This is a genomic window from Ahniella affigens (genome assembly GCF_003015185.1).
Classification (GTDB): Bacteria; Pseudomonadota; Gammaproteobacteria; order Xanthomonadales; family Ahniellaceae; genus Ahniella; species Ahniella affigens.
In genome coordinates, this window is record NZ_CP027860.1 from 4,390,337 (window position 1) to 4,414,108 (window position 23,772).

14 protein-coding genes and 8 tRNA genes are annotated in these 23,772 nt (G+C 60.0%); 6 read left to right on the forward strand and 16 right to left on the reverse strand.

The window, feature by feature from the left end; all coding sequences use genetic code 11:
• Positions 1-95 precede the first annotated feature (95 nt).
• The 10 genes from clpP to C7S18_RS16990 all read right to left on the reverse strand — a co-directional run bounded on the left by clpP (position 96) and on the right by C7S18_RS16990 (position 3,827).
• The gene (gene clpP, locus C7S18_RS16945) at positions 96-713 is read right to left on the reverse strand and encodes an ATP-dependent Clp endopeptidase proteolytic subunit ClpP (RefSeq protein ID WP_106892688.1); all 618 of its coding nucleotides are present in this window, start codon (positions 711-713) and stop codon (positions 96-98) included.
• Between the two features lie 308 nt (positions 714-1,021).
• Positions 1,022-2,326 (reverse strand): trigger factor, encoded by a 1,305-nt coding sequence (gene tig / locus C7S18_RS16950; RefSeq protein WP_106892689.1) that lies wholly within the window; start codon positions 2,324-2,326, stop codon positions 1,022-1,024.
• Between the two features lie 91 nt (positions 2,327-2,417).
• Positions 2,418-2,502: transfer RNA gene (locus C7S18_RS16955), tRNA-Leu, on the reverse strand.
• Positions 2,503-2,512: 10 nt separating this feature from the next.
• A tRNA-Lys gene (locus C7S18_RS16960) sits at positions 2,513-2,587 on the reverse strand.
• A 470-nt stretch (positions 2,588-3,057) separates the two neighbouring features.
• Positions 3,058-3,134: transfer RNA gene (locus C7S18_RS16965), tRNA-His, on the reverse strand.
• Between the two features lie 23 nt (positions 3,135-3,157).
• Positions 3,158-3,234: transfer RNA gene (locus tag C7S18_RS16970), tRNA-Arg, on the reverse strand.
• A gap of 21 nt (positions 3,235-3,255) precedes the next feature.
• Positions 3,256-3,332 (reverse strand) — tRNA-Pro (locus C7S18_RS16975).
• A gap of 140 nt (positions 3,333-3,472) precedes the next feature.
• A tRNA-Arg gene (locus tag C7S18_RS16980) sits at positions 3,473-3,549 on the reverse strand.
• A 98-nt stretch (positions 3,550-3,647) separates the two neighbouring features.
• Positions 3,648-3,723 (reverse strand) — tRNA-Glu (locus C7S18_RS16985).
• 28 nt (positions 3,724-3,751) lie between these two features.
• A tRNA-Ala gene (locus C7S18_RS16990) sits at positions 3,752-3,827 on the reverse strand.
• A 590-nt stretch (positions 3,828-4,417) separates the two neighbouring features.
• On the opposite strand from C7S18_RS16990, the gene fadD reads away from it, so the two are divergent.
• Both fadD and C7S18_RS17000 read left to right on the forward strand, forming a co-directional pair.
• Complete coding sequence (gene fadD / locus C7S18_RS16995; RefSeq protein WP_106892690.1) at positions 4,418-6,097, forward strand: long-chain-fatty-acid--CoA ligase FadD; 1,680 nt, start codon at positions 4,418-4,420, stop codon at positions 6,095-6,097.
• 19 nt (positions 6,098-6,116) lie between these two features.
• A complete protein-coding gene (locus C7S18_RS17000; protein WP_106892691.1) occupies positions 6,117-6,761 on the forward strand; it encodes a response regulator in 645 nt (214 codons plus the stop codon).
• A gap of 718 nt (positions 6,762-7,479) precedes the next feature.
• Here C7S18_RS17000 and C7S18_RS17010 read toward each other — a convergent pair.
• The 3 genes from C7S18_RS17010 to C7S18_RS17020 all read right to left on the reverse strand — a co-directional run bounded on the left by C7S18_RS17010 (position 7,480) and on the right by C7S18_RS17020 (position 13,986).
• Complete coding sequence (locus tag C7S18_RS17010; protein ID WP_106892693.1) at positions 7,480-9,762, reverse strand: S8 family serine peptidase; 2,283 nt, start codon at positions 9,760-9,762, stop codon at positions 7,480-7,482.
• Positions 9,763-10,027: 265 nt separating this feature from the next.
• The gene (locus C7S18_RS17015) at positions 10,028-13,228 is read right to left on the reverse strand and encodes a WD40/YVTN/BNR-like repeat-containing protein (protein ID WP_106892694.1); all 3,201 of its coding nucleotides are present in this window, start codon (positions 13,226-13,228) and stop codon (positions 10,028-10,030) included.
• An 11-nt stretch (positions 13,229-13,239) separates the two neighbouring features.
• Positions 13,240-13,986 carry a LolA-like protein gene (locus tag C7S18_RS17020; RefSeq protein ID WP_146151972.1) on the reverse strand — a complete coding sequence of 249 codons (747 nt, stop codon included), beginning with the start codon at positions 13,984-13,986 and terminating at the stop codon, positions 13,240-13,242.
• A 416-nt stretch (positions 13,987-14,402) separates the two neighbouring features.
• Between C7S18_RS17020 and C7S18_RS17025 the strand changes: the two genes are divergently transcribed.
• A complete protein-coding gene (locus C7S18_RS17025; RefSeq protein ID WP_106892696.1) occupies positions 14,403-15,122 on the forward strand; it encodes a hypothetical protein in 720 nt (239 codons plus the stop codon).
• Positions 15,123-15,636: 514 nt separating this feature from the next.
• Here the strand turns inward: C7S18_RS17025 and C7S18_RS17030 are convergent.
• The 3 genes from C7S18_RS17030 to glnA form a co-directional block, all read right to left on the reverse strand.
• The gene (locus tag C7S18_RS17030) at positions 15,637-16,038 is read right to left on the reverse strand and encodes a DUF3224 domain-containing protein (protein WP_106892697.1); all 402 of its coding nucleotides are present in this window, start codon (positions 16,036-16,038) and stop codon (positions 15,637-15,639) included.
• A 616-nt stretch (positions 16,039-16,654) separates the two neighbouring features.
• Positions 16,655-18,322 carry a serine hydrolase domain-containing protein gene (locus C7S18_RS17035; RefSeq protein ID WP_106892698.1) on the reverse strand — a complete coding sequence of 556 codons (1,668 nt, stop codon included), beginning with the start codon at positions 18,320-18,322 and terminating at the stop codon, positions 16,655-16,657.
• A gap of 956 nt (positions 18,323-19,278) precedes the next feature.
• Positions 19,279-20,688, reverse strand: a complete 1,410-nt coding sequence (gene glnA, locus C7S18_RS17050; protein WP_106892701.1) for a type I glutamate--ammonia ligase — start codon at positions 20,686-20,688, stop codon at positions 19,279-19,281.
• Positions 20,689-20,924: 236 nt separating this feature from the next.
• Here glnA and C7S18_RS17055 point away from each other — a divergent pair, with 236 nt between their 5' ends.
• From C7S18_RS17055 to C7S18_RS17065, 3 genes are all read left to right on the forward strand, one after another.
• Positions 20,925-21,197 carry a hypothetical protein gene (locus C7S18_RS17055; protein WP_106892702.1) on the forward strand — a complete coding sequence of 91 codons (273 nt, stop codon included), beginning with the start codon at positions 20,925-20,927 and terminating at the stop codon, positions 21,195-21,197.
• A gap of 749 nt (positions 21,198-21,946) precedes the next feature.
• Positions 21,947-23,263 (forward strand): Xaa-Pro dipeptidase, encoded by a 1,317-nt coding sequence (pepQ, locus tag C7S18_RS17060; RefSeq protein ID WP_106892703.1) that lies wholly within the window; start codon positions 21,947-21,949, stop codon positions 23,261-23,263.
• A 2-nt stretch (positions 23,264-23,265) separates the two neighbouring features.
• Positions 23,266-23,586 carry a non-heme iron oxygenase ferredoxin subunit gene (locus C7S18_RS17065; protein WP_106892704.1) on the forward strand — a complete coding sequence of 107 codons (321 nt, stop codon included), beginning with the start codon at positions 23,266-23,268 and terminating at the stop codon, positions 23,584-23,586.
• Positions 23,587-23,772: the final 186 nt, after the last annotated feature.

Consider the following 23,772-nt stretch of genomic DNA (forward strand, 5'->3'; position numbering starts at 1 on the left):
CTCCACAAATTGATGCAAAATCCAGCCCGATTCCGTGACCCGGGCAGGGATTTCGCGGTTTTGATGCGATCCGGCATGCGTTGGCGGCAGCCTGATCAGCTGGCCCGCAGGCTGTCGTCCGGGCGGCGCGCCAATACGGCGTCAACCAGCCCGTAGTCTTTGGCTTCGTCGGCGGACAGGAAATAGTCGCGCTCAACATCGCGCTCCACCTGCTCCAGCGGCTTACCCGTGTGCATGGCCATGAGTTTGTTCATTTTGGCCTTGATCGACAGGATTTCCTTGGCATGAATCGCAATATCGGTGGCCTGACCCGAGAACCCGGCCGATGGCTGGTGGATCATGACCCGCGAATTCGGCAGGCAGAACCGCTTACCCGACGCACCAGCCGCCAGCAGGAAGGCCCCCATCGAGGCGGCCTGGCCGAGGCAGATCGTGCTCACATCCGCCTTGATGAACTGCATCGTGTCGTAGATCGCCATGCCGGCGGTGACCGAACCACCGGGGCTATTGATGTACAGGCTGATGTCCTTTTCGGGGTTCTCGGCTTCCAGGAACAGCAGTTGGGCGACGATCACATTGGCCATGTAATCCTCGACCGGACCAACCGCAAAAATGACGCGTTCCTTCAGCAGACGGGAATAGATGTCATACGCCCGTTCGCCGCGTGAGGACTGCTCCACCACCATAGGGACGAGATTGAGATTCTGGATCATGTGGTCTGCTCCGGTCTGGGGGCTTTGCTCTGGGGGCTCTGATCTGGGGGCTAAACTAGCACTGTCAAGCGTGAGGTGCATGCGAGCTTCGGCGTGCAGTCAGCACAAAAAGTTCTGAGCTGGTACAAAACTTTGCGCGAATGATTGGCTTTGCATGGCAACGAAGCGCTGACGGCTTGGCCAAGGGCTCGCCGGGTCGCGCTGTCGTTCGGGTAGGAAGCCGGGCTGCGAGGGATTGTCGCATTGGTCCCGAAATGCAGAACGCCGGAGGGGCTCCGGCGTTCGGCGACAGGCATTGCAAGCGCAAATCAGGCGTTCGGCTGCATCAGTTCGGCAAAGCCGATCTGCTTCGGCACGGTCTTGGCTTTCGCAAAAATCACGTCGATCACCTGATCCTCGATGACCCGACGGCGCAGTCCAGCCATCAACTGCTGATCCTTCGTGTACATCTCGATCACTTGTTCCGGCTCTTCGTAGGTCGACGCGATCGTGGCCAGTGCTTCATTGACGCGGTTATGATCGAGTTTCAGCTCGGCATGGCGAGCGATCGCATCCAGCAGCACGCTGGCACTCACCCGGGCGCGGGCAGCATCCTTGAACACTTCCGCATCCATCGGCGCTTCATTGTCGCGACCGGCGCGCTTGGCCTGCTCCTGCGCCTGGCGCAGCATGCTGTTGGCTTCCGCGGCGATCATCGTCTTCGGCAGATCAGCCTGCGGGAACGTATTGACCAGGTGCTCGACCGCATGCAGTTTGTTGCGCGACTGCAGCGCGTTCTTCATTTCGCGCTCGAGGTTGGCGCGAACGTCCTGACGGAACTGATCGAGGCCACCGCTCACCACGCCGAAGCTGGCGGCAAACGATTCGTCCAGAGCCGGCAGATCCGAGGCCTGCACGCGCAGAATCTTGACCGAGAACGTGCCGTCCTTGTTGGCGAGCGCCGGCTCGCGGAACTCAGCGGGGAACGTCACGGGAATGGTCTTCTCGTCGCCAGCCGACAGGCCTTTCAGACCCTCGTCCAACGACTTGAACAGCGCGCCCGAGCCAATGATGGTGCCAGCACGATCGGTGCCTTCAGCAGGCGTCCGAATGCCGTCGCCTTCAGCCGAAAACTCGAACACGATCATGTCGCCTTCGCCAGCAGCGCGATCAACCGGCAGCCATTTGCGGCGCTGTTGGCGCAGCGTATCGATCATGCGATCGACGTCGGCGTCGGTGACTTCCGATTCCAGATGGGTCAGTTCGATCTGCGACAGGTCAATCGCATTGATTTCGGGCATGACTTCGAACGACGCCACAAAACCAAACTCTTCGGCGCCAGCAGACGGATCGCGAGCGATGCTTGGCATCATGGCGGGACGGAGCTTGTGCTCGTTGACCGCCTGTTCGAAGCTGCTGCTGACCACGTCATTGACGGCGTCGCTGCGGACTTGCGCACCAAAGCGCTGCTCGACCACTTTGGCCGGGACTTTGCCCGGACGGAAACCCTTGATGCGGACGGTCTGGCTCAGCTCGCGCAGACGGGCCTTGACTTGATCTTCGATGCGGCTCGCTGGCACGCGCACGGTCATCCGGCGCTCAAGCGCACCCAACTGCTCAACGGAAACTTGCATGAACGCTCCTCAACGACGTGTTTCTGTACGCAAGCGCCGACGCCGTTCCAGCGGCGGCAAGCAGACACTGCGAGGAGCGGATCGGCGACACTGGTGCGAAAAGAGAGACTCGAACTCTCACGGATTACTCCGCTGGAACCTAAATCCAGTGCGTCTACCAATTCCGCCATTTTCGCAGTGACGATTTGGTGGGCCGTCAGGGACTCGAACCCCGAACCAATTGATTAAGAGTCAACTGCTCTACCATTGAGCTAACGGCCCGTGTTTGCTGTTGAAGATTGCCCATCCTGGGCAACTTCAACTCGCAAGTCCGGCACAGGTCCGGACTTGCTCTCGCCGGCGGCATCGCTTGCGCGATGTCGTCGCGGGTGCACCATCCATGGTGCACTCGGTTCGCCACCTTTTGGGTGGCTTGGTAGCTGCTCGTGAAGATTGCCCATCCTGGGCAACTTCAACTCGCAAGTCCGGCACAGGTCCGGACTTGCTCTCGCCGACGACATCGCTTGCGCGATGTCGTCGCGGGTGCACCATCCATGGTGCACTCGGTTCGCCACCTTTTGGGTGGCTTGGTAGCTGCTCGTGAAGATTGCCCATCCTGGGCAACTTCAAGTCGCGTATCTGGCACGTGTCCAGGTCCGCTCTCGCCGACAACATCGCTTGCGCGATGCCGTCGCGGGTGCACGATCCTTTGTACACACCGTTCGCTGCTTTTGGCAGCGGATTATTCGTGTTGGGGTGGAATATGGGATTTGAACCCACGACCCCCGGAATCACAATCCGGTGCTCTAACCAGCTGAGCTAATTCCACCACATCTAAACCTTGTACAGCATTGGCGCGCCCGGCAGGACTCGAACCTGCGACCACCGGCTTAGAAGGCCGGTGCTCTATCCAACTGAGCTACGGGCGCATCGCTCAGTCACTAACGGTTTGGTCGGGGTAGAAGGATTTGAACCCCCGACATCCTGCTCCCAAAGCAGGCGCGCTACCAGACTGCGCTATACCCCGGGAACCGTGCCGGAATCCCGATCGTTACCGAGACGAAGCATGCTATGCCTCGTTTCGGCTGGCGTCAACGACCCAAATTCCAGTCCATGTTGACAAAATGACCCGGGGCGCAAAATGCGCCCCGGGCCACTTATTTGTACTGGCGCGCCCGGAGAGATTCGAACTCCCGACCACCAAGTTCGTAGCCTGGTACTCTATCCAACTGAGCTACGGGCGCGTGAGACGGAGAAGTATGCCGAGTTCCTGGTAGATCGTCAACTACCCGAAACGCGGTTCCCGCAAAAAATAAAGCCGCCCGAAGGCGGCTTTGAAAGATGGCGTCCCCAAGGGGATTCGAACCCCTGTTACAGCCGTGAAAGGGCCGTGTCCTGGGCCTCTAGACGATGGGGACAGATTCTTTTTCAATCTGCTTAATTTATTGGTGGAGCCAGCCGGGATCGAACCGGCGACCTCTACAATGCCATTGTAGCGCTCTCCCAGCTGAGCTATGGCCCCACGCAGAAGCGAAACTATAAAACGAGTCCCAAGGGTGAGTCAAGCACCTTCCCAAAAATCGACATAGCCTGACACGCGCAGTGGGATTCGCTGCGTCGAGGCCGGCCTAGATTGGGCCCGGCAGACCGCTCTGATATCTCTAAGCTCGAACTGCAGTCGACTCGGTGCCATCTTGCCCCACTCATTGTCAACCAATTCACGGGCTGCCGGCACGCACCATTGCCAAACGATGGCGGCGACCAGTCAGCAATCATCGACACCCGCTTCACGCTCCGCAGCCCCAAACAATCGAACAATGAACGTTGTCGCAGCGAGATGCGCGCAGATCATTCACCGAGTCTTTACGTTCAGCCCGCGCATACGGCTTTCCTTCGCCATATGACTATGCTGGAATCGCCAAGCAGTTGGCAGTCCGCAGCGTTGCCCGCGGCTGTCAGGATGAGCGCGTCACGGACGGCTCGCTCAACCACCCGTCGTGGGCGCGACGGGTTTTCGACCGACGGTACCGGCCAAACGCTGGTATCGCGACATCAACCTGTGGCGGGAGGGCCTATGGCTGAGCGGCAGTCAGACACTTGCGGAGCACGTTCATGAGCAATCAGCAACATCCATGGCTGGCCAGTTATCCCGCTGCCGTCAGCGCCGAGATCGACACCAACCAGTACCAGTCGATCGTCGACGTGATTCAGGAAGCTTGCAATCAATATCGGCAGAAGCCGGCGTTCATGAATATGGGCCGGGTTCTGACGTACGACGACGTCGACCGCCTCAGCTCGAACTTCGCCTCCTACTTGCTCAATGAACTGAAGCTCAAGAAGGGCGACCGCGTTGCCCTGATGCTGCCCAACATTCTGCAATACCCAATTGCCATCTTTGGCGTGCTGCGCGCTGGCCTGACGGTCGTCAATACCAACCCGATGTATACGCCGCGCGAGCTCAAGCATCAGCTCACCGACTCGGGCGCCGTGGCAATCGTCGTCCTCGACAACTTCGCACACACGCTTGCCGACGTCATTGCCGACACACCGGTCAAGCACGTACTGACCACGGCAGTCGGCGACCTGCTCAGTTTTCCGAAATCGGCAATTACCAACTTCATCGTGAAGTACGTGAAGAAGCTGGTCCCGGACTACCAGATCAAGGGCGCTGTGCGTCTGCGCGAAGCCCTGTCACTCGGTGCCCGCCAACCGGCGCCGAAGGTAAGCCTCACCCATGACGACCTCGCGTTCTTGCAATACACCGGCGGCACCACGGGCGTCGCCAAGGGCGCCATGCTGACGCACCGCAACTTGATCGGCAACATGCTGCAGTCAGGAGACTGGATCGGTGCCAATACGCGGCGCGGCGAAGAAGTGATCATCACGGCGCTGCCGCTGTATCACATCTTTGCGTTGACCGCGAACTGCCTCGTGTTCATTCGCTTGGGCGGCCTCAATGTACTGATTACCAACCCGCGTGACATGAAGGCCTTTGTCAAGGAACTGAGCCAGATCAATTTCACGGCCATTACCGGCGTCAACACGCTGTTCAATGGCCTCTTGAACACGGAAGGATTTGACCAGCTCGACTTCTCGCATCTGCGGCTGTCTCTTGGCGGCGGCATGGCCGTGCAGCGCGCGGTGGCTGAGCGTTGGAAGAAGGTCACCGGTTGCACGCTGGTTGAGGCCTATGGCCTGACCGAAACCTCGCCCGCCGTGTGCATGAACCCGCTCGATTTGAAGGAATACAACGGCGCGATTGGATTGCCAGTGCCCTCCACCATCGTGTCGATTCAGGACGATGCCGGCAACGAGCTGCCACAAGGCGACGTGGGCGAGTTGTGCGTCAAAGGCCCGCAGGTCATGCGTGGCTACTGGCAACGCCCGGAAGAAACCGCCAAGGTCATCGACGAGCGCGGCTGGCTGCATACTGGCGACATCGCCAAGATGGATGCAGGCGGTTACTTTTTCATCGTCGACCGCAAGAAGGACATGATTCTGGTCTCCGGGTTCAACGTGTACCCGAACGAAATCGAAGACGTGATTGCCACGCACCCGGGCGTACTCGAAGTCGCCGCCGTCGGGGTGCCGGACGACAAGTCGGGCGAAGCGGTCAAGATCGTCATCGTCAAGAAGGACCCGAACCTCAGCGTCGAGGCCATCAAGGCGCATTGCCGCGAAAACCTGACCGGTTACAAGCAGCCCAAGATCGTCGAGTTCCGCGACAGCTTGCCGAAGTCGAATGTTGGCAAGATCCTTCGTCGCGAGTTGCGCGACGCACCGAAGGCTTGAGCAGGAGCCGCTTGCCACCATGATCCGGCTCCTGATCGTCGACGACCACGCCCTGGTGCGTACGGGTTTTCGATTGATCCTGAGCAGCCATGCTGACATTGAGCTGATCGGCGAGGCGGAGAACGGCGAGGACGCTGTCCGGCTCTGCCGCGAACTGCGTCCGGACGTGCTGTTGATGGATATGCACCTGCCCGGGATCAGTGGACTCGAGGCGTGCAGCCGCATTCTCAGAAACCAGCCGGAAGCGCGGATCATCGCGCTGACGGCGCAAGATGCGATGCCGGTGCCGAAGAAGTTTCTGGAGGCCGGCGCTTTGGGTTTTCTGTCCAAGGCCTGCCCTGCCGAGGAGCTGCTACGCGCGATCCGACGCGTCGCCAGTGGCGGTCGCTACATTAGCCCGGATGCGGCGCAAGCCATTGCGCTGGAGGCCGCAACCGGCAAGCAAGGTAATGTGCTGGATCTGCTGTCCAGGCGCGAGACCGAGGTCGTCATGGCGCTCGCAAAAGGCGAAGCGATGGGCGAGATCGCTGACCGATTGCATCTGAGCGTCAAGACCATTGCCACGCACAAATACAACGCATGCGAAAAGCTGGGTGTGCATAACGATGTGGAGTTGGCGCATTTTGCGATTCAGCATGGATTGGTGACCGCGCATTCGGCTTGAACTGACCGACCTGACAAACTGGCGCTCATCGCAGGATACGGCTGCGACTGGCTTCGCGTTTGGTCGTCGCTAGTGACGCAGTTGCGTCGTGGTGACAGCTGGTTCGCAAATCGACGAACCTCGATTTCACTCGTGATCAGATCCGTTTGCGACAGCAGCCGCGCGCCGCGCCGCATTCCTTGTGTCCAACGCCTGCGGCAAGATGACGCCACTTGATCAGACTTGCGGCCAAGTCACGGAACAACGGCTACGACACGCTGATCGAGATGAAACGCCTCATTGTCTTCCGAAGCATTCCCAATTTGATCTGGTTGACCAACCTGATCGCAAGTAACCCCCTCCCCCGCGCTCGCTGGGGAGGGAGCGCTCCCTCTCCCACGCGAGTGGGAGCGGGCTGGGGAGAGGGCTACTTGCCACACTGCACCGTCGTGACAATCGCGCATCGTCGCTGAAAGTTTGATGCGCGAATCAGCACACCAAAGCGTCGGCTGGACGCCCACGCGAGTGGGAGCGGGCTGGGGAGAGGGCTACTTGCCACACTGTGCTGTCGTGACAATCGCGCATCGTCACCACCACCTAGTCGCGCAAATAAGCACACCTTCGGTGCGACCAGAAGGCTCTTTGTGTTGGCTTGGCGCTGGTCAAATCCACTTAACGAAAAGCGCCGGTGTTTGCACACCGGCGCCCTGGTTTGCAACCGCTCGCCAACGCTTCGGTTTTATTCGAAGCTGTTCGAGAACAAGTTGATCGAGGGACCAACACCCTTGACCGCAACCGTCAGAACCTGCTCAGGGGCCGACGACAACCCACCCTCGACTGCGCCTAGCAGCGGCAGATTGATCCGAACGGGTGCAAAGCGAATGCTCGCACCAGTTTCGCCCAACTGCGGGGTGTACGTGAAGGTCAGCGTTTGTGTTCCGCCTGCAGGAATCGTGAAGTTGGAGGGCGATACTTCGGCGACAAATCCTGTTGGCGATTCGGCCACCACGGCCCACGTCTCTGGACTCGTTGAAACACTCCGAACCGTACGCGTAAACGTACAGGACGGCGTGCAGGCCATGTCGCGCATCGACGGCAGATTCAGGGTGCGGACATCGCCCGAAGCCGCTGGATTGGCCGCCAGGAAGTTCGCGTTCGTCTCGTTCATGACCAGACCCACCTTGGCGGCCTTGGTCAGATCAACGCGCCCGGTGCCCACGTCATCAAAATCCCATGGCGTGAGCAGCGTGTCATCGGTGCCAGGCAGCTTGGACGTGGTCATCAGCGCCGAGATCACTTCCGGCACGGACCAGGTGGGGTGGATATCGCGAATCAACGCCGCAGCACCAGCGAGGTGCGGACTCGACATCGACGTGCCGCTGAGGTTGCCATAGCCGGATACGTCGGTTGTGGCCGCGAGAATGTTGACACCCGGCCCCGTGATATTGGGCTTCTGAAGATTGTCGAACCCAACCGGCGACGGCCCACGCAGACTGAAGTTGGCGAGCACGTCGCCCGCAAACAGAGTGATATTGATGGTCGCGGTAGTCGGATTGGCATCGACAAACGAGGTGAGGTTGTTACCTTGCGTGAGCTCCAGCGAATAGGCTGGCACGTTCGGCTGACCGGTGGTGTTCATGCTGAACGCCGTCGCCGTGTTGTTGCGGATGATTACGAATTGGGCGCCCGCGTTGAACGCGTTCTGGACCTTCTTCGTAAACGGGCAGCTGCCGCGCTGAATCAATGCCACGGCACCATTGAAGAAGCCAGCCGGAATGGTCGGCGTATTCGCAGGTGCCGTGTCTTCGCCCGGCGTACAGCCTTCGGCGGTGCCTTGGCCCAGGAAGTGCCGGATCGGCATTGCGACGACCGAGGTGCCATTCGGCGAAGCACTACCCTTTGACAACGGCAGATTCTGAGTATTCGCGGGCGGCGTACCCGGACCCGCGGCAGAACCCAGGCCGTTCGCAATCGCATCATGCGTGGACGCAGCCACGCTCATGACCCAAGGGCCAAGGTGATTCACCTGCCCTACCGGGTCTGGCACCGAGGTGCTGGTATTGCCGGCCGAGGCCGCGATCAGCACGTTGGCATTGACCAGATCCAGCTTGCGTCGATCGTTGTCCGTCCACGGACTGCGGCCGCCAGAAATCGAGAAGTTCATGACATCCACATCGCCATGCAGGAGCACGCTGTTCATGCCGGCTTGAATGTCGGCACCAGGGCAGGTCGAGCCCGGACAGACTTTGTAGATGCGGAGGTTCGCACACGGCGCAACACCCGAAATCGACGTGAAACCAGCTGGGATGGGCGGCGCCGGCGAGGCGCTGCTGGTCAGGGTGTTGCCACCCGACGTACTGGCCGTATGGCTACCGTGACCATCCGTATCGAGCGGATTGGCGCCATTGCACAGGCCTGACACATCGGTGCTGGAACAGTCCAGGCGCGACAGGACCTTCGGCGGATTCGCGCCGCCGTGACCACAGGCCGCATCATCGTTGAACGACGGGTGCGGGAACACAATACCGCTGTCGAGCACGGCAATGACCATCCCCTCGCCCTTGGTGCCGAGACCACCCGGGACTTGTGCGCCACTCCAGATACTGTCGGCGCCAATGAATGTCGGGCCTCGGTACGTGTCCATGGTCTCGTCTTGGGCCAACTCAACCGACTCGACCCCGAGCATTTGCCGGACTGCCTGCGCTTCGGAAGCGGTCAGTTGCGCCGCCATGCCGCTGTGGGTCGCCAGATAATAGTGCGTAACATTCACGGACCGGGACAGCGCCTGCCCCATGTCGGCGCGGAACGCCTGTTGGTGTGCCATCAGAGTCTGCTGATAGGCCCGGGCATCCGCCGAGCGAGCATTGAAACGTTCCGCTGGCGCCACCGATTGTTGGTGTTCCAGCATGCCTTTTTCAGCAAACGTGATCAGGTACGAACCCTGAGTCTCGGCCGCGAGTACCGATACCGGCAGCAGACTGAGGACAGCAGCGCAAAGGTTACGACGTGTAAGGCGATTCATGGTGTTTTCTCCCGCATGGACTTGCCCGAGCAATGAGCAAGGCACGAGGATAACACCGAAAAAGATTGTTGCAGGGCAGCACACCTCCGTCTGAGGCCCCGATCCACGGGGACTCAGATGTGGGTGGCACGTCGAGTCCGACGATTTGCGGTCACGCCGATCGGCGTTAGGCACTCACCAATTCGGACTCCAGATCGACGGATGCCGTCAAGACGCCGCGTTACCGAGGCATGGCGCTCTCGGTAACGCCTGCTGTCTTCGGGCTTCAGTCGCGCTCTTCGCGGTTCGCGCCGGCAAATTCGAGCAAGTCGCGCCGACCGAGGAATTGCCCCAGTTCCGCCGCGAACTCGGTGCTGCCGCCGCCGCTGCCGGACGCCACGGCAACCGCATCTGGATCAAAGCTCAGACCAGCCTCTTGAAGGGCCAACGCCAGCGGCTTGGCCTGCTTCTCGCGGAGCGTCTTCAGCTCGTTTTCCATATCCGCCAACTCGCCTTCCAACACACTCTTTCGTTTCAAGTGGTAGTCGCCCGGCCGGCCTTCCCAGAACACGACCGCTGCATAGAGCTGATCCGTGTGTTCACGGAGCCGTTCCTCGCCCGTGATCGCACCACCTTCCGTCGTGGCGACGATCTTCTTTCGCAATGCGTCAGCCGCGTCGGCCAATTGGAGGAGCTTCTTACGGTTCTTGTCCGATTCCGGCAACGCGGCGGCCTTGGCCTTGGCCTCCTCACGCAGTCCCACAATCTGATCGCTCAAATTGCTCATCCGCTCGAACATCTGTTGAACGCCAAGCGCCGCTGCATGCTGCGCCTTGCGATCGTCGAGGCTGTACGTGGCTTTCGGGTCCATACCGATCACGAGCTTCTGCTCATACACCTTGCCATTCTTGGTCAACCGCAATGTGTAGTCGCCCGGCAAATAGCGCAGCCCCACCGTTGCCGCACCCGACACACTGGCGCCGGTTGGCACGCGTGGCGGCTTGCCGCGCATGGCCCAGGAAATCCGATTCAAGCCGCGCCGCTTGGAAGCCGGCAGCGTATCGACGACCTTGCCTTCGGCATCCAGCACTTCCAGCTTCAACTTGCCAAACAAGTGGCGCGTCTTCTGGAAATAGCTGATGACGATGTCCTGCGAGGGATTCTCGCCGAAGTACATTGCATCGCCGACCGGCCAACCGCCAAACGCCTGGATCTTCTGAATTTGCGGACGGTTCGACAGGAAGCTGACTTCCGACTCCAGCACCGCAGGGGTGGTGGCGCGCAGCGGGGTCAGATCGTCGATGATCCAGATACCGCGGCCATGCGTGCCAATCACCAGATCATGATCGCGCGGATGCACGACGAGATCGCGAACCGCAACCGATGGGAAGTTATCGCCCTTGAACTCGGCCCAGTGCTGACCTTCGTCGATCGACATGAACAGACCCAATTCGGTACCCAGGTAGAAAATCTCCGGCTTGATCGGATCGAACTTGATCACATGCGCATAACCGCGGACACCCTGGCTCGCACTCGCGATACGGGTCCAGGTTTGGCCAAAATCGCGCGTGATGAACACATGCGGTGTCATATCGCCAACCGTGTGGCGATCGAGTGTCACCATGGCCGTGCCATCGTGGTGCGGACTCGCTTCGACCCAGCTGACCCAGCTGGTCTTCGGGGCGTCCTTCAGATTCTTGACTGTATTCGTCCAAGTCTTACCGCCATCACGGGTGACCTGGATGTTGCCATCGTCGGTACCGACCCAGATCACTTGACCGTTCTTCGGCGACTCGCTGATCGAGTAGATCGTCGTGTGCATCTCTGCCGCGGAATTGTCGACGGTAATGCCACCCGACTGCTCCTGCTTCTGGCGGTTCGGATCGTTCGTCGTCAGGTCTGGCGAGATCTTGTCCCAGCTTTGCCCGTGATCGCGCGTCCGATACAGAAACTGTGCACCGATGTAGAGCGTGCCCTTTTCATTCGGCGACAGATGAATCGGCGCGTTCCAGTTGAAGCGGAGCTTTTCGCCCGCCTTGTCTGACTTCGGCTGAATATCGCGCTGCTGCAAGGTCTTGCGATTGACCCGAGCAATCGTGCCGCCTTGCGACTCGAAATAGGCGTACTCTGGATCGGCCGGATCGCTGAATACCCAGAAGCCGTCACCACCCGAGAACGGTTCCCAACGCGAATTGGTGATGCCACCCGGATACATCGAATCGCCCACCCAACTGGTGTTGTCCTGCAGGCCACCGTAAACCTGATACGGGTCTTTGTTGTCGACGCTCACGTGATAGAACTGCGAGATCGGCAGGTTGTGTACTTTGTGCCACAGCGTGCCGCCGTTGACGGACACCCACAGACCGCCGTCGTCGCCGCCGATGATGTGCTGCGTGTTGTCTGGATTGACCCACACATCGTGCCAGTCACCATGGGCGCTGCCACCGGCACCGCTGAAGCTCTTACCGCCGTCGTCCGAGACGATCAGGCCCAGATTGACTTTGAACACCCGCTGGGCATTGAGCGGATCGACGATCAGGTTCGAGAAGTAGAACGGGCGCCAGACCATCGACTGACTGCGATCACGCTCTTCCCAAGTCTTGCCACCGTCAGCCGAATAGAACAGCGCACTGCGAGTCGACTCAACCACGGCATAAACGATGCTTGAATCCGACGGCGCTACCTCGACTTCGATGCGCCCATAGGGCTTCGGGCCGAAACCCTTGTCGCCCGTACCGACTTCTGACCACGTCTTGCCGCCATCAGCCGTACGGAACAACCCACTGCCACTCTTCGCAGTCGGGCCTTCGCCGCCCGAGCGGAAGGTCCAGCCCTGTCGGCGAAAGTCCCACAGCGACGCAAAGATCACATTCGGATCCTTTGGGTCCATGCTCATGCCGCCGCAGCCGGTCGACAAGTTGCTGCCCTTCAGGATTTGTGTCCAAGTCTTGCCAGCATCACTCGTCTTGTACAGACCGCGCTCAGCACTGTCGCTCCAGAGTTTTCCAGGCGCGCAGACATAGACAGTGTTCGGATCGGTCGGGTGGATCAGGATCTTGCTGATCCGTTCTGATTCGGGCAGCCCCATATTGGTCCACGATTCGCCGCCATCGACCGAGCGATACACGCCATTGCCGATCGATACCGAGTTGCGCGTCCATGATTCACCGGTGCCGACCCAAACAACCTTGTGATCGCTCGGCGCAACGGCAATAGCGCCGATCGACTGCACGGGCTGCTTGTCGAATACCGGTTTGAACGTTGTGGTGCCGTCCGAAGACTTCCACACGCCGCCGCTCGCTGCACCCACAAATACGACGGTCTTGCCTTGTTCGTTGTAAGCCGCGACCGCGCTGACGCGGCCACTCATTTGTGCCGAACCGATATTGCGCACGCCCAATCCGTTGATCGCCGTGGCATCGAATCCTGCCTGTGTCACACCTGCCGCGCCAAGCGCGAGCAAGCCAATCATCCATTGCTTGTTCATGTGCCGGCTCCTTATGGCTTGGCTTTGGTTGCAGGAAAGGCGAACTGCGCCTGATCGAGCGCGGTGTTGACCTCCACGTTGGTCACTTCCACCTTGCCCTTCTCGTCGCTGCTCGAACCCTTCGCGCCCGAGTCGATCGCCATGGGGAAGTACACCCCGTTAATCTTCTCGTAGTCGCCAAGATCGGTCTCCGACTCCTGCTCGGTACCGCGGACAAACGTCTTGCTTTGCGTGCGGATTTCGAGGAAGTAGTCCGGATCGAAGAAGTACGTGATCTCGTTGCCGGTGGCGAGCGTCACCTTGAGCTTGTGCGCCAGCGTGCCGTCGACATCTTCTGTGCCGAGATACTCGACTTTGTTGCCCTTGGTCGCATAGTCGATCAGCGGACCATCGAGGTCGGCCTGGACCTGAAACACCTTCTTCAGATCGTCCGGCAATTTATCGGGGTCCTTGCGCCCACCGAATGGCGAAATCTGCCAAGCGTCCTTGCCATCGTAAGCCTGAATCTGGGTCATGCCCTGCAGGCTGAATTCGTTCCGCAACATGCCGGGGCGCGCGGTCTTTTGCACAAAGTCGGCCTCAAAGCCGCCACCGCCACGAAACTTGCCCGTCAGCACGACTGACTTGACCGCCTGGATCGCCGCGAGACCACCCCGCGCTTCGATGTTCTTCTGGATCAATTCATCTGCAGTCATGGCTGAGGCAGCCAAGGGCAGCAGCGCGAGGATCCATCCCGCGAGCATGTTGGAACAACGCATGTGACTCTCCCTGAGTTGAGTGATCTCCGGACCCGACACCGAAGCCTGCTGAATCTAACGCGCCCCCGCCGCCACGCCATGGACCGATGGTCATACCTGAGACGGATTTGGCCATCGGTCATGCGAACCATTCTTGTTCGGACAACCCCAGCGCCCGCCAAGACCGTCGCACCGCCCATGCCGCAGGGGCAGCCCCCTGTGTCTGCCCCCTCGACGTACCGCGCTCCGCGCACTGTAGGACACAAGCTCTACCCCAACGAAGCCAAACCAGGCGGCACACCTGCAACCCCTTCAAGAACGAAGTGACTTCCGGCAGGTCCCCAGGGTGACTTCGAGCATCTCTCGAAGAACTAAGGCGCATCCGATGATGCCCACCATCGCCACCCCGGCGACGAACGCAAGCATGGAGACCCGCAATGTATGCCCTGTTGAAGTACGCCCACGCCTGGATCGGTGCCCTGGCCTTGATCACCTTCTGGCTCGCCGGCTTCGCCCGTAAAGGCAGCAATGCCCATCGATGGACCGGACGCGTCTACCTGATCGCCATGTGCGGCATTCTCGCCACCGGCTTCCCGATGGCTGCCCTCGCTTACAGCATCGGCTTGGTTGAGCAAGCCATCTTCCTCGCCTACCTGCTTGTCATCACCGGCAATGCCATGTGGCTGGCCTGGAGCGCCGTCCGCAACAAACAGAGCTTCGCCGGATTCACCGGCCCGATGTATCGCGCGCTGATGGTGCTAACACCTATCGCCGGCGTGATCACCTTGATCGTCGGCATCCAAACCCAAGCCACGATTCTGATGGGCTTCTCCGTGATCGGCATGATCTCCGGCTACCGCATGTATCAAGGCCTCCGCCGCGGCCCCGAACATCGCCTGTGGTGGCGCGAAGCCCACATGGACGCCATGCTCGGCAATGCCATCGCGACCCACATTGCGTTCCTGTCGATTGGCCTGCCGAAACTACTCCCGATGCTAAGCGGCCCCCTCCTCCAGAACCTCGCGTGGTTTGGCCCCGTCGTCATCGCCTGGACCGCCCGCGTGTTTCTCATCCGCCGATTCCCGAAAGGCGCACCGATGCCCGCGAACGCGAACCCTACAACCCGCGCGCCGGTGATCACCACACAAGCGCCGTAAGCCACACGTCTCCTTCTCCCGCGCGAGCAGGAGAAGGCCGGGAAGAGGGCTACTTACGACCAATCCACACCAGCCGCCAGCCGCACAACCGAATCACCCGCGCTAAATGCCGTCATCCCGGAAGCCGCGCAGCGGTTTCCGGGATCCAGGACAATCCCGCGACAAGCAAGCACTTCGCCTTCTCCCGCGCGAGCGGGAGAAGGCCGGGATGAGCGCTACTCGCGACAAGTCCGCCCCATTCGCCATTCAGAACGCTAGTCGCGACCCAGAGCAATCCTGCGACCACCACACCATCGTCCTCGCAAGTCACCACTGACCGAACCACCCCCTCGGCGCCAGCCGCACGACAAAACCCCACAACCAATTGCCGTCATCCTGGAAACCGCACTGCGGTTTCCGGGATCCAGGGCAATCTTGCGAGAAGCAAACACTTCCCCTTGTCCCGCGCGAACGGGAGAAGGCTGGCATAAGGGCTGCTTGCGGGGCTACACGGATTGCACCGTGACGACTCCGCTCAAACCTCAGGCAATTCGTACTCGAAGTCGTAGTAATGCACGCCGTTTTCGATCCGAATCCGAAACGTGCCGGTGATGCCGGTCAATGCATCGGTGCCGGAATCGGGAACCACGGTGATCAGGAGTTCTTGCTCACCGCGATTCATGATGCCGCGGTGGATCAGCACGAAGCTGCCGTCCTTGCCATGCAGATTCCCGGTCACGCGCTCGACGGCAACATAGCCCGCAGAGCCTGGGACTTGCCCCATGGCCATCAGCATTTGACCCGAGCCGCCGGCCTCAAGGTCGCCCATGAAGCGTTTGACGAGGCTGCGGCGTCCCATGGGGCCGTTCTCTGGTTCGCCTTCGACCGGTAGCGTGGGGAGGCGGACTTCGAATCTGCCGGTGGCGATGTTGGGCATGAGGATTGGCCTGTGCTCGTGTTGTGAGTGGTGATTGTCTCAGGCCGTGGCTTGGTTTGTCGCGACGAGTTGGTTGCGGCCGATGCCTCTTGGTAAGCGCGCTTTGCAGGCTGTGCGAAAACGGTAGGAGTTTGCGACGCCACCTCATCGCCGTCATCCCGACGAAAGTCGGGACCCAGGGAAATCTGGCTGCGGTGTCGCAACTATTTTGGGTCCCGACTTTCGTCGGGATGACGCCAACAGAGTAAGGTCCCTTGCTATGACGTCAGACGCCATGAACGCTGCTGCCAACGCCTTTTTCACACAGCCTGTTTGGGGGGCTTGAGTCTTGCTGGCATGTCGCCAGATTGCCCTGGATCCTGGAATCCGCTGCGCGGCTTCCAGGATCATGACAACAACGAGTGCGAGCGCTTCGGCCTCCCGCGTAACCGAGGCGAGTCCTCAAAAAGAAAACCCCGCCGAAGCGGGGTTTGGAAATGGGCGGTTGTGTTGGTGTGATCAGGTCGGGCGCACTCCGAGTCGCCGACTTGAACAGCCCTCGATCCGTTCCTTGGATTCGTTTCGTCGTCTTGGTCGCTTTACTTCCTATGGTTTTGAGAACGCGGTCGTACAAGTCTTAGTGCACGGTGCTGATCGTGGCTTGTTCGCGGCGTCGTGCTTCCGCTTCGTTGAGCAAGCGCTGTGCTTCGACTGCCGCGGCGGACGTCTTCGCACCCTGCCAACGCGGCAGCAATGCGAGCGCGGCATCGACGTCACCAGCTTCCAAATGGCGGGCAATCAGTGCGCCAGTCGGGTCGCGGGACAGGTCTCGCTTGGCGAGCAACCAGGCTTGTTCCGGCGATGCTGCGTTCGCCAAGTACTGCGCGGCCATGCGGCGAATCAGCGGCTCGTAGGTGGTGGCCAGATCGTTCGTGGTCTCCAAAGCACCTGGTTCCACAGGCGTGTTACCGAAGCCAGTGCCGTCTTCAAGCGAGATGAGCAGATCACGCAAGCGCTTGGACAGCCCGCGCTCGGAGGTGCCCTGGTTGCACATGTGGGCAATGCCCCAGGTGTAGGTGGCTGCCGTGTTCGCACGAGGCCAGATTTGCACATCGGCAACGTAACCGCGAATGCCACCGCCTTTGCCAAACCATTTGCCGTCGAGCGCGAGTTCCAAGCCGAGGCCGGCTTTAGCATTGATGCCGGTCGGGTAGGCCCCGAAGTTCTGACGCATCTCGGTGTCGATCTTGGTTTTCGGAATCACGGCATCGGACTGCAGGATCAGTATCAAGCGGCTGAGGTCACCAATAGTCATCACCCATCCGCCAGAAGGGCCTTCCCAGCCCCAGCCGTTCAAGTCCAACAAGCTGCCGTCTGGATGATAGCCATGGGCGAGATTCTTGATGTCCTGATTCCGGAAATGGGTACCGAGCGCCGCGGTGATCAGGGTTGGATTGGCGGACGCAATATGACCGCGCCCGACGCGATGCCAAACGTACCGTTCGTATCCGCGCATCGACGCCGGAAAGTGAGGCTTCTTGGTTCGTTGATCGATCAGCGCGCCGAGCAACGTGAAGCCGACATTCGAATAGTTTGGCTTGTTGAGTTTGGCAATGGACCAGTTTGCAGCTTCGTGACGATAGCTTTCATAGACGAGGCGCGGCTGCAGACCAGGAGAATCGATGATCTGGTAAAAGGCGTTGATACCCGCTTCGTCTGAGAACGTCGGCACATGCCAATGCATGACGTTCTCGAAGCCACCGACGTTCGCCAACACTTGGCGGACGGTGGGATTGCCCCAACCAACGGGCATTTGCGAGGGCAGTAGATCCATCTGTTGCAGGATCGGTTGATCCAAGAACAACTCGCCGTCCTCGGCCAAGGCCATGACACCCAGCGCCGTCAATGTCTTGGAGATTGAGCCGATCGCCGATGGCGTGGCAACCGTGAACGCGCGGTTCGTCGCCTTGTCGGCCTTGCCATAGCCCTGCAGATACGCGATCTGATGGTCGCGCGTGATGCCGATCGCACAGCCCATCATGTTGTTCTCAGCCATGTAGTCCGCGACTTCCTGATCGATCTCGGCGCGGGTCGCAGGTTTCAGGCCACCGGCATTCGGCGCCAGTGTGCGGTACTTCTCATCGGCTGCGGCTGCCACATTGACGTTGATGTCTTTGACTTGGTCACTGCCTGCTTGATCTGGTGCGCACGCGCTGAGTGCCAAGGCAATAGTCAGCGTGGCGGGTAGCATTAACACGCGGCGCGCGATTTGCTGGTGGTGTGTCATTGGGGTCGTTTGGTTCATTGGTAAGTACTCTTTTCGATGTGAACGCGATTGCTCGCTTTGAACATGCCTTCGTGTCGCGTCTGCGATCGAAGGTTCTTGATACCGCCAGATGCCTCAATGTCGCTTGCTTGGGACGGTTCGATCGTCGGCAGCCGTGAGCGAATCGAAGCCGGAGTGGCAGGTGCTCCGTGGTTTGGTTGCCTTTCATGGACAGCATGCGAGCGCACCTGCGATGCATGGCTGATGGGTGCTACCTCGAATCAACAGGCAGCAGCCGTCGTTGCCTCTGGTGTTGGCCAGTGCTTCGTCATGTTTGGGGGTTGCCTGCCAGCTGCCTTCGCCGGCGGCACGCGGCTAGGTGCGTCAGTGGCGCATGGGATGCGGCTTGTCGTTTGTGCGCGGCGCAGCAGGGCGTTTGCGAGGTTTGGAAAGGATGTCGTTAACCAAGTGATCCATCGTGATTGCTTCCGTATTGAATGGCTACGGCGATCCGTGTGTGAGCGCCTTTGATCATCGAGTACGGAATCGTGCGTGCATCGGGATCAACTTTTTTGACATTTGTTTCGGTAAGCGGGAATTTGCATTCGATTTCCGTTTTCAGGATTTGTGGCCAGATTGATTCGCGGCTGAAGCCGCTCCCACAAAAACCGCGATCCAAGTCGCCCTCGGTATGGCCTGAAGCCTTTTGTGGGAGGGCCTTCAGGCCCGAACCAAGCTTGTAGTGGGACCACCTACTGCTTGTAGGAGGGCCTTCAGGCCCGAACCAAGCTCGCGGCAAGACCTGTCGCTTTCTGTAGGAGGGCCTTCAGGCCCGAACATTCTTGCGGCGAGATTGGTTCGCGGCTGAAGCAGCTCCTACAAGAAACACCGCGCAATCGACCAGATCGCAGGCAGAAAAAACCCCGCCGAAGCGGGGTTGAAGGGAGAACCAAAGGCCAGGCGCGGTGGATCGACCGCGCCTGTGTTTGTTCGAATCAAATCGAGTAGTACATCTGGAATTCCAGCGGATGCGTGGCCGCGCGGAACTTGGTCACTTCCTGCATCTTCAGTTCGATGTAGCCATCGATCATGTCGTCGGTCATCACACCACCGGCCTTCAGGAACTCGCGGTCTTTGTCCAGCGCTTCGAGGGCCTGATCGAGCGAATGGCACACTTGCGGGATGTTCTTCGCTTCTTCTGGCGGCAAGTCGTACAGGTCTTTGTCCATCGGCGCACCCGGGTCGATCTTGTTGCGGATGCCGTCGAGGCCGGCCATCAGCAGTGCTGTGAAAGCCAGGTAGCCCGAGTTCATCGGATCCGGGAATCGGATTTCAATGCGACGTGCCTTCGGGCTCGACACCCACGGAATGCGGCATGATGCCGAACGGTTGCGCGCCGAATAGGCGAGCATCACCGGCGCTTCGAAGCCCGGGACGAGGCGCTTGTAGCTGTTTGTCGTGGAGTTCGTGAACGCGTTGATTGCACGGGCATGCTTGAAGATGCCGCCGATGTACCACAGCGCCATCTGGCTCAGGCCGCCGTAGCCATCGCCCGAGAACAGGTTGCTGCCAGCCTTGGCCAGCGATTGGTGCACGTGCATGCCTGAGCCGTTGTCGCCAACGATTGGCTTTGGCATGAAGGTGACCGTCTTGCCATTGCGGTGCGCGACGTTCTTGATCACGTACTTCATGGTCAGGAGCTCATCGGCCTTCTTCACGAGCGTGTTGAACTTGGTGCCGATTTCGCACTGACCCGCGGTGGCGACTTCGTGATGATGCACTTCGACATCAAGGCCGCAGGCTTCGAGCACTTTGCACATTTCGCCGCGCAGATCGCCAAACGAGTCGACCGGAGCAACCGGGAAATAGCCGCCCTTGACGCCCGGACGGTGGCCGGAGTTGCCGGCTTCGAACGTCTTGTTCGAGCTCCATGCGGCTTCTTCGGATTCAATCTCGAAGCTCGCTGCGTTCATGCTGTTCTGCCAGCGCACGCTGTCGAAAATGAAGAATTCCGGCTCCGGCCCAAAGAAGGCGCTGTCGGCAATGCCGCTGGCCTTGATGAACGCTTCGGCGCGCTTGGCGGCCGAGCGCGGGCAGCGCGAGTAGGCTTGCATCGTCGACGGTTCGAGCACGTCGCAGACGAGATTCAACGTGGCGTGCTCGGTGAACGGATCGAGCACGGCACTGCCCGGGTCGGGCATCAGCACCATGTCGGATTCGTTGATGCCTTTCCATCCCGAGATCGACGAACCGTCGAACATCTTGCCGTCTTCAAAGAACGAGGCATCGACCAGTTTGGCCGGGAAGGTCACGTGATGCTGCAAGCCGCGCATGTCGGCAAAACGCAGGTCGACGAACTCGACCTCGTGATCCTTGATCATCTTCAAGACGTTCTCAACGGACATGATGCACTCCTTTGGTGAATGAGGGGATAAGCGCCTGGGGACTGCTGCAATCGCCGTGCCAAGTATTTTTATTCATTACAAACAATACGTTATTGATATTCCCGGACATTCTTTACGCCTGCTTGCACCAAGCCGGCGCAATTTGCCGGGAAGCTGGATGTCGCTGCGCACGGTTTTCACCGTGTTGCCGGTGGGCTTCTGTTAGGGTCAAGGTCGCAGAATCGCAGGAGAAGCCCGTGAGCAAAATCGTGAAGCTGGTTATTGGCCTGGCGATCGTCGCCGGAATCGCCGTGGTGACCAACCCAAGTCCGGAGCGGCATCGGGATCAAATCAAGTCGCAGTTGTCGGAACGGTCGACGCTGTCGAAGGTGTTGCTCGTGGGTCCACTGACGGCGTTTGCATCGAACTATCACACGCTGGGCGTGATGTCCTACACAACGGTCAATGAGCGGACGGTGTCGATCGGCGCGTTTGGCGTGGTCGTGGTGTTGGACAAGGGCGAGGATTGATCGCGGCTCGGTCTTCTGCCGCTGCTGATGGCTTGTCGCAAGGTTGAACCTCACCCCGGATCAAGTCCGGGGTGACGCCAATAGGCGTTGCGGACATCAGGCGAGCAGGAGCTATTGTCGCCATGCCGGCGAAGGTCGGCGTCCAGGGCAAACTTGCGAGGCGGCCGGGACCATTGGTTTTTGCGGGAGGGCCAGTCGCACCGAAGATGCGCTTATTCGCGCATCAAACGGTCAGTGACGATGCGCGATTTTCACGACGGCACAGTGTGGCAAGTAGCCCTCTCCCCAGCCCGCTCCCACTCGCGTGGGAGTCCAGCCGCCCCTCTGGTGCGCTTATTCGCGCATCAAACGGTCAGTGACGGTAGGCGATTTCCACGACGGCACAGTGTGGCAAGTAGCCCTCTCCCCGGCCTTCTCCCACTCGCGTGGGAGAGGGAGCGCTGCCTCCCCCGCGATCGCGGGGGAGGGCCCGGGGCGGGGGTTACTGGCGGTCAGAATCGTCACCAACCGCAACTGATTGGTTCGCACAACCAATGGGTTATTACGTGTTTGACGGGAGGTCCTTTGAGCCCGAAATAGACTTGCCGCAAGCTTGTTTCGCGCCTGAAGGCGCTCCCACAATGTTGCCTCTCCCACAAAGATGCCTCTCCCCGCAAATGGCGCGCCGATCGACTGACAACAGGCCATCCGACCCATGTCATCGCTATCACCACCCTGGCACAATCGCGGTTTTCCCGGAGATCGCCCTTATGAGTCAGCAACTCGCCGCGCTCTACCCCGCACATTTGCAATCGGTGATGGCCGCCGCGACGCGCGCGCTCGAACTTGGCGGGTATGATCACTTGCTGATCCCATCCGGGATTCTCACCTACCGGTTTTTAGATGATCGGCCCTACCCGTTCGCGGTCAATGCGCAGTTCAAGTACTGGCTGCCGCTGACGCAACACACCGATTGCTGGATTCATTTCACGCCCGGTGCCAAGCCGGTGTTGGTGTATTGCCAGCCGGATGATTACTGGCATATCCCGCCGTCGCCGCCGAGCGGGTTTTGGGTGAACCACTTTGATATCCGTCTGATCAGCGACCCGGCAGATGCAGTCAAACATCTTCCGACATCCGGCCGTCTCGCCATTATCGGCGAGGCCAATGCGGCGCTGCCTGGCCTGACGCCCAACAACCCGGAAGTCGTGATCAATGCGCTGCACTGGGCGCGTTCGGCCAAGACCGACTATGAACTGGCCAACATGCGTCTTGCGTCGAAGCGCGCCACCAACGCCCACCGCGCTGCCGAACACGCGTTCCGCCAGCGCGGCTCCGAGCTCGATATTCATCGCGCCTACTTGGCCGCCTCGGGTCACAACGAGTTTGATCTGCCGTACACCAATATCGTCGCGCTGAACGAACACGGCGCCACGCTGCACTACCAGTACCAGGACGCGCGCGTCCCGACTGAGCACCACGCCTTTTTGATCGATGCGGGTGCCGAAGTGAACGGCTACGCCGCCGATATCACGCGCACCTACAGCTTTGCCGATGCCGAGTTTGGCGAGCTCATCGCGGCGGTCGATCAGGCCCAGTTGGCACTCTGCGATCAGGTGCGCACCGGCGCGTCATACCCAGGCATCCACCTCGATACGCACCGCCATGTCGCACAGATTCTTGCTGATCACGGTTACGTGAACATGAGCGTTGAGGCCATGCTCGAGCAGCGCATCACCAGTACCTTTTTCCCACACGGCGTCGGGCACCCACTGGGCCTCCAAGTCCATGATGTGGCGGGCTTCCAGGAGTCCGAAACCGGCGGCTTCATTGCTCGCCCCGACGGTCACCCGTATCTGCGCATGACACGCACGCTTGGCGAGAACTTCGTCGTGACGATCGAGCCGGGCCTCTACTTCATCGATACTCTGCTGAAGAAACTGGCGGCGACCGAGCACGGGAAGGCGCTGAATTGGGACAAGATCGAGCGCATGAAGAAGTTCGGCGGTGTTCGCATCGAGGACAACGTGCGCGCAACCAGCAACGGGCCCGAGAACCTGACTCGCGACGCGTTCGCGGGAGTTTGAACATGGGCGATTCTTGGACTCGCGTCTGCGCTGCGGGCGAACTGCTGCCCGATGAATATCGCGTCGTCGACGTCGATGGCGTCCTGATCGCCGTCTACAACGTCGGCGGCCAGTATTACGCGATCGAGGATGTGTGTACCCATGATGGCGGCGAGCTCGCGTCAGGCGATCGCAATGGCTTTGTATTGACTTGCCCACGCCACGGCGCGCAGTTTGATCTGCGCACGGGTGAGGCCTTGTGCGCACCGGCCTACTCGCCAACTGCGTGCTTTCCGGTCAAAGTGGAACAAGGCGCGGTGTGGACGCGGGATGACCGCTGGTAGTTCGCGTTAGCAACTGCGCTCATCAAACGTCAATCGAGGTGTTGCTGTGATTCCAGCGAACCAGACAGCGTGAAAGCCGTTGGAGTTTGCGGCGCCACCTCATTGCCGTCATCCCGACGACAGTCGGGACCCAGGGCAATCTGGCCGCGGTGCCGCAAGTATTCTGGGTCTCGACTGTCGTCGGGA

Bases quoted from the DNA above. Each gene is read 5' to 3' on its own strand.
- clpP (WP_106892688.1), bottom strand. From the start codon at position 713: ATGATCCAGAATCTCAATCTCGTCCCTATGGTGGTGGAGCAGTCCTCA.
- tig (WP_106892689.1), bottom strand. From the start codon at position 2,326: ATGCAAGTTTCCGTTGAGCAGTTGGGTGCGCTTGAGCGCCGGATGACC.
- fadD (WP_106892690.1), top strand. From the start codon at position 4,418: ATGAGCAATCAGCAACATCCATGGCTGGCCAGTTATCCCGCTGCCGTC.
- C7S18_RS17000 (WP_106892691.1), top strand. From the start codon at position 6,117: ATGATCCGGCTCCTGATCGTCGACGACCACGCCCTGGTGCGTACGGGT.
- C7S18_RS17010 (WP_106892693.1), bottom strand. From the start codon at position 9,762: ATGAATCGCCTTACACGTCGTAACCTTTGCGCTGCTGTCCTCAGTCTG.
- C7S18_RS17015 (WP_106892694.1), bottom strand. From the start codon at position 13,228: ATGAACAAGCAATGGATGATTGGCTTGCTCGCGCTTGGCGCGGCAGGT.
- C7S18_RS17020 (WP_146151972.1), bottom strand. From the start codon at position 13,986: ATGCGTTGTTCCAACATGCTCGCGGGATGGATCCTCGCGCTGCTGCCC.
- C7S18_RS17025 (WP_106892696.1), top strand. From the start codon at position 14,403: ATGTATGCCCTGTTGAAGTACGCCCACGCCTGGATCGGTGCCCTGGCC.
- C7S18_RS17030 (WP_106892697.1), bottom strand. From the start codon at position 16,038: ATGCCCAACATCGCCACCGGCAGATTCGAAGTCCGCCTCCCCACGCTA.
- C7S18_RS17035 (WP_106892698.1), bottom strand. From the start codon at position 18,322: ATGAACCAAACGACCCCAATGACACACCACCAGCAAATCGCGCGCCGC.
- glnA (WP_106892701.1), bottom strand. From the start codon at position 20,688: ATGTCCGTTGAGAACGTCTTGAAGATGATCAAGGATCACGAGGTCGAG.
- pepQ (WP_106892703.1), top strand. From the start codon at position 21,947: ATGAGTCAGCAACTCGCCGCGCTCTACCCCGCACATTTGCAATCGGTG.
- C7S18_RS17065 (WP_106892704.1), top strand. From the start codon at position 23,266: ATGGGCGATTCTTGGACTCGCGTCTGCGCTGCGGGCGAACTGCTGCCC.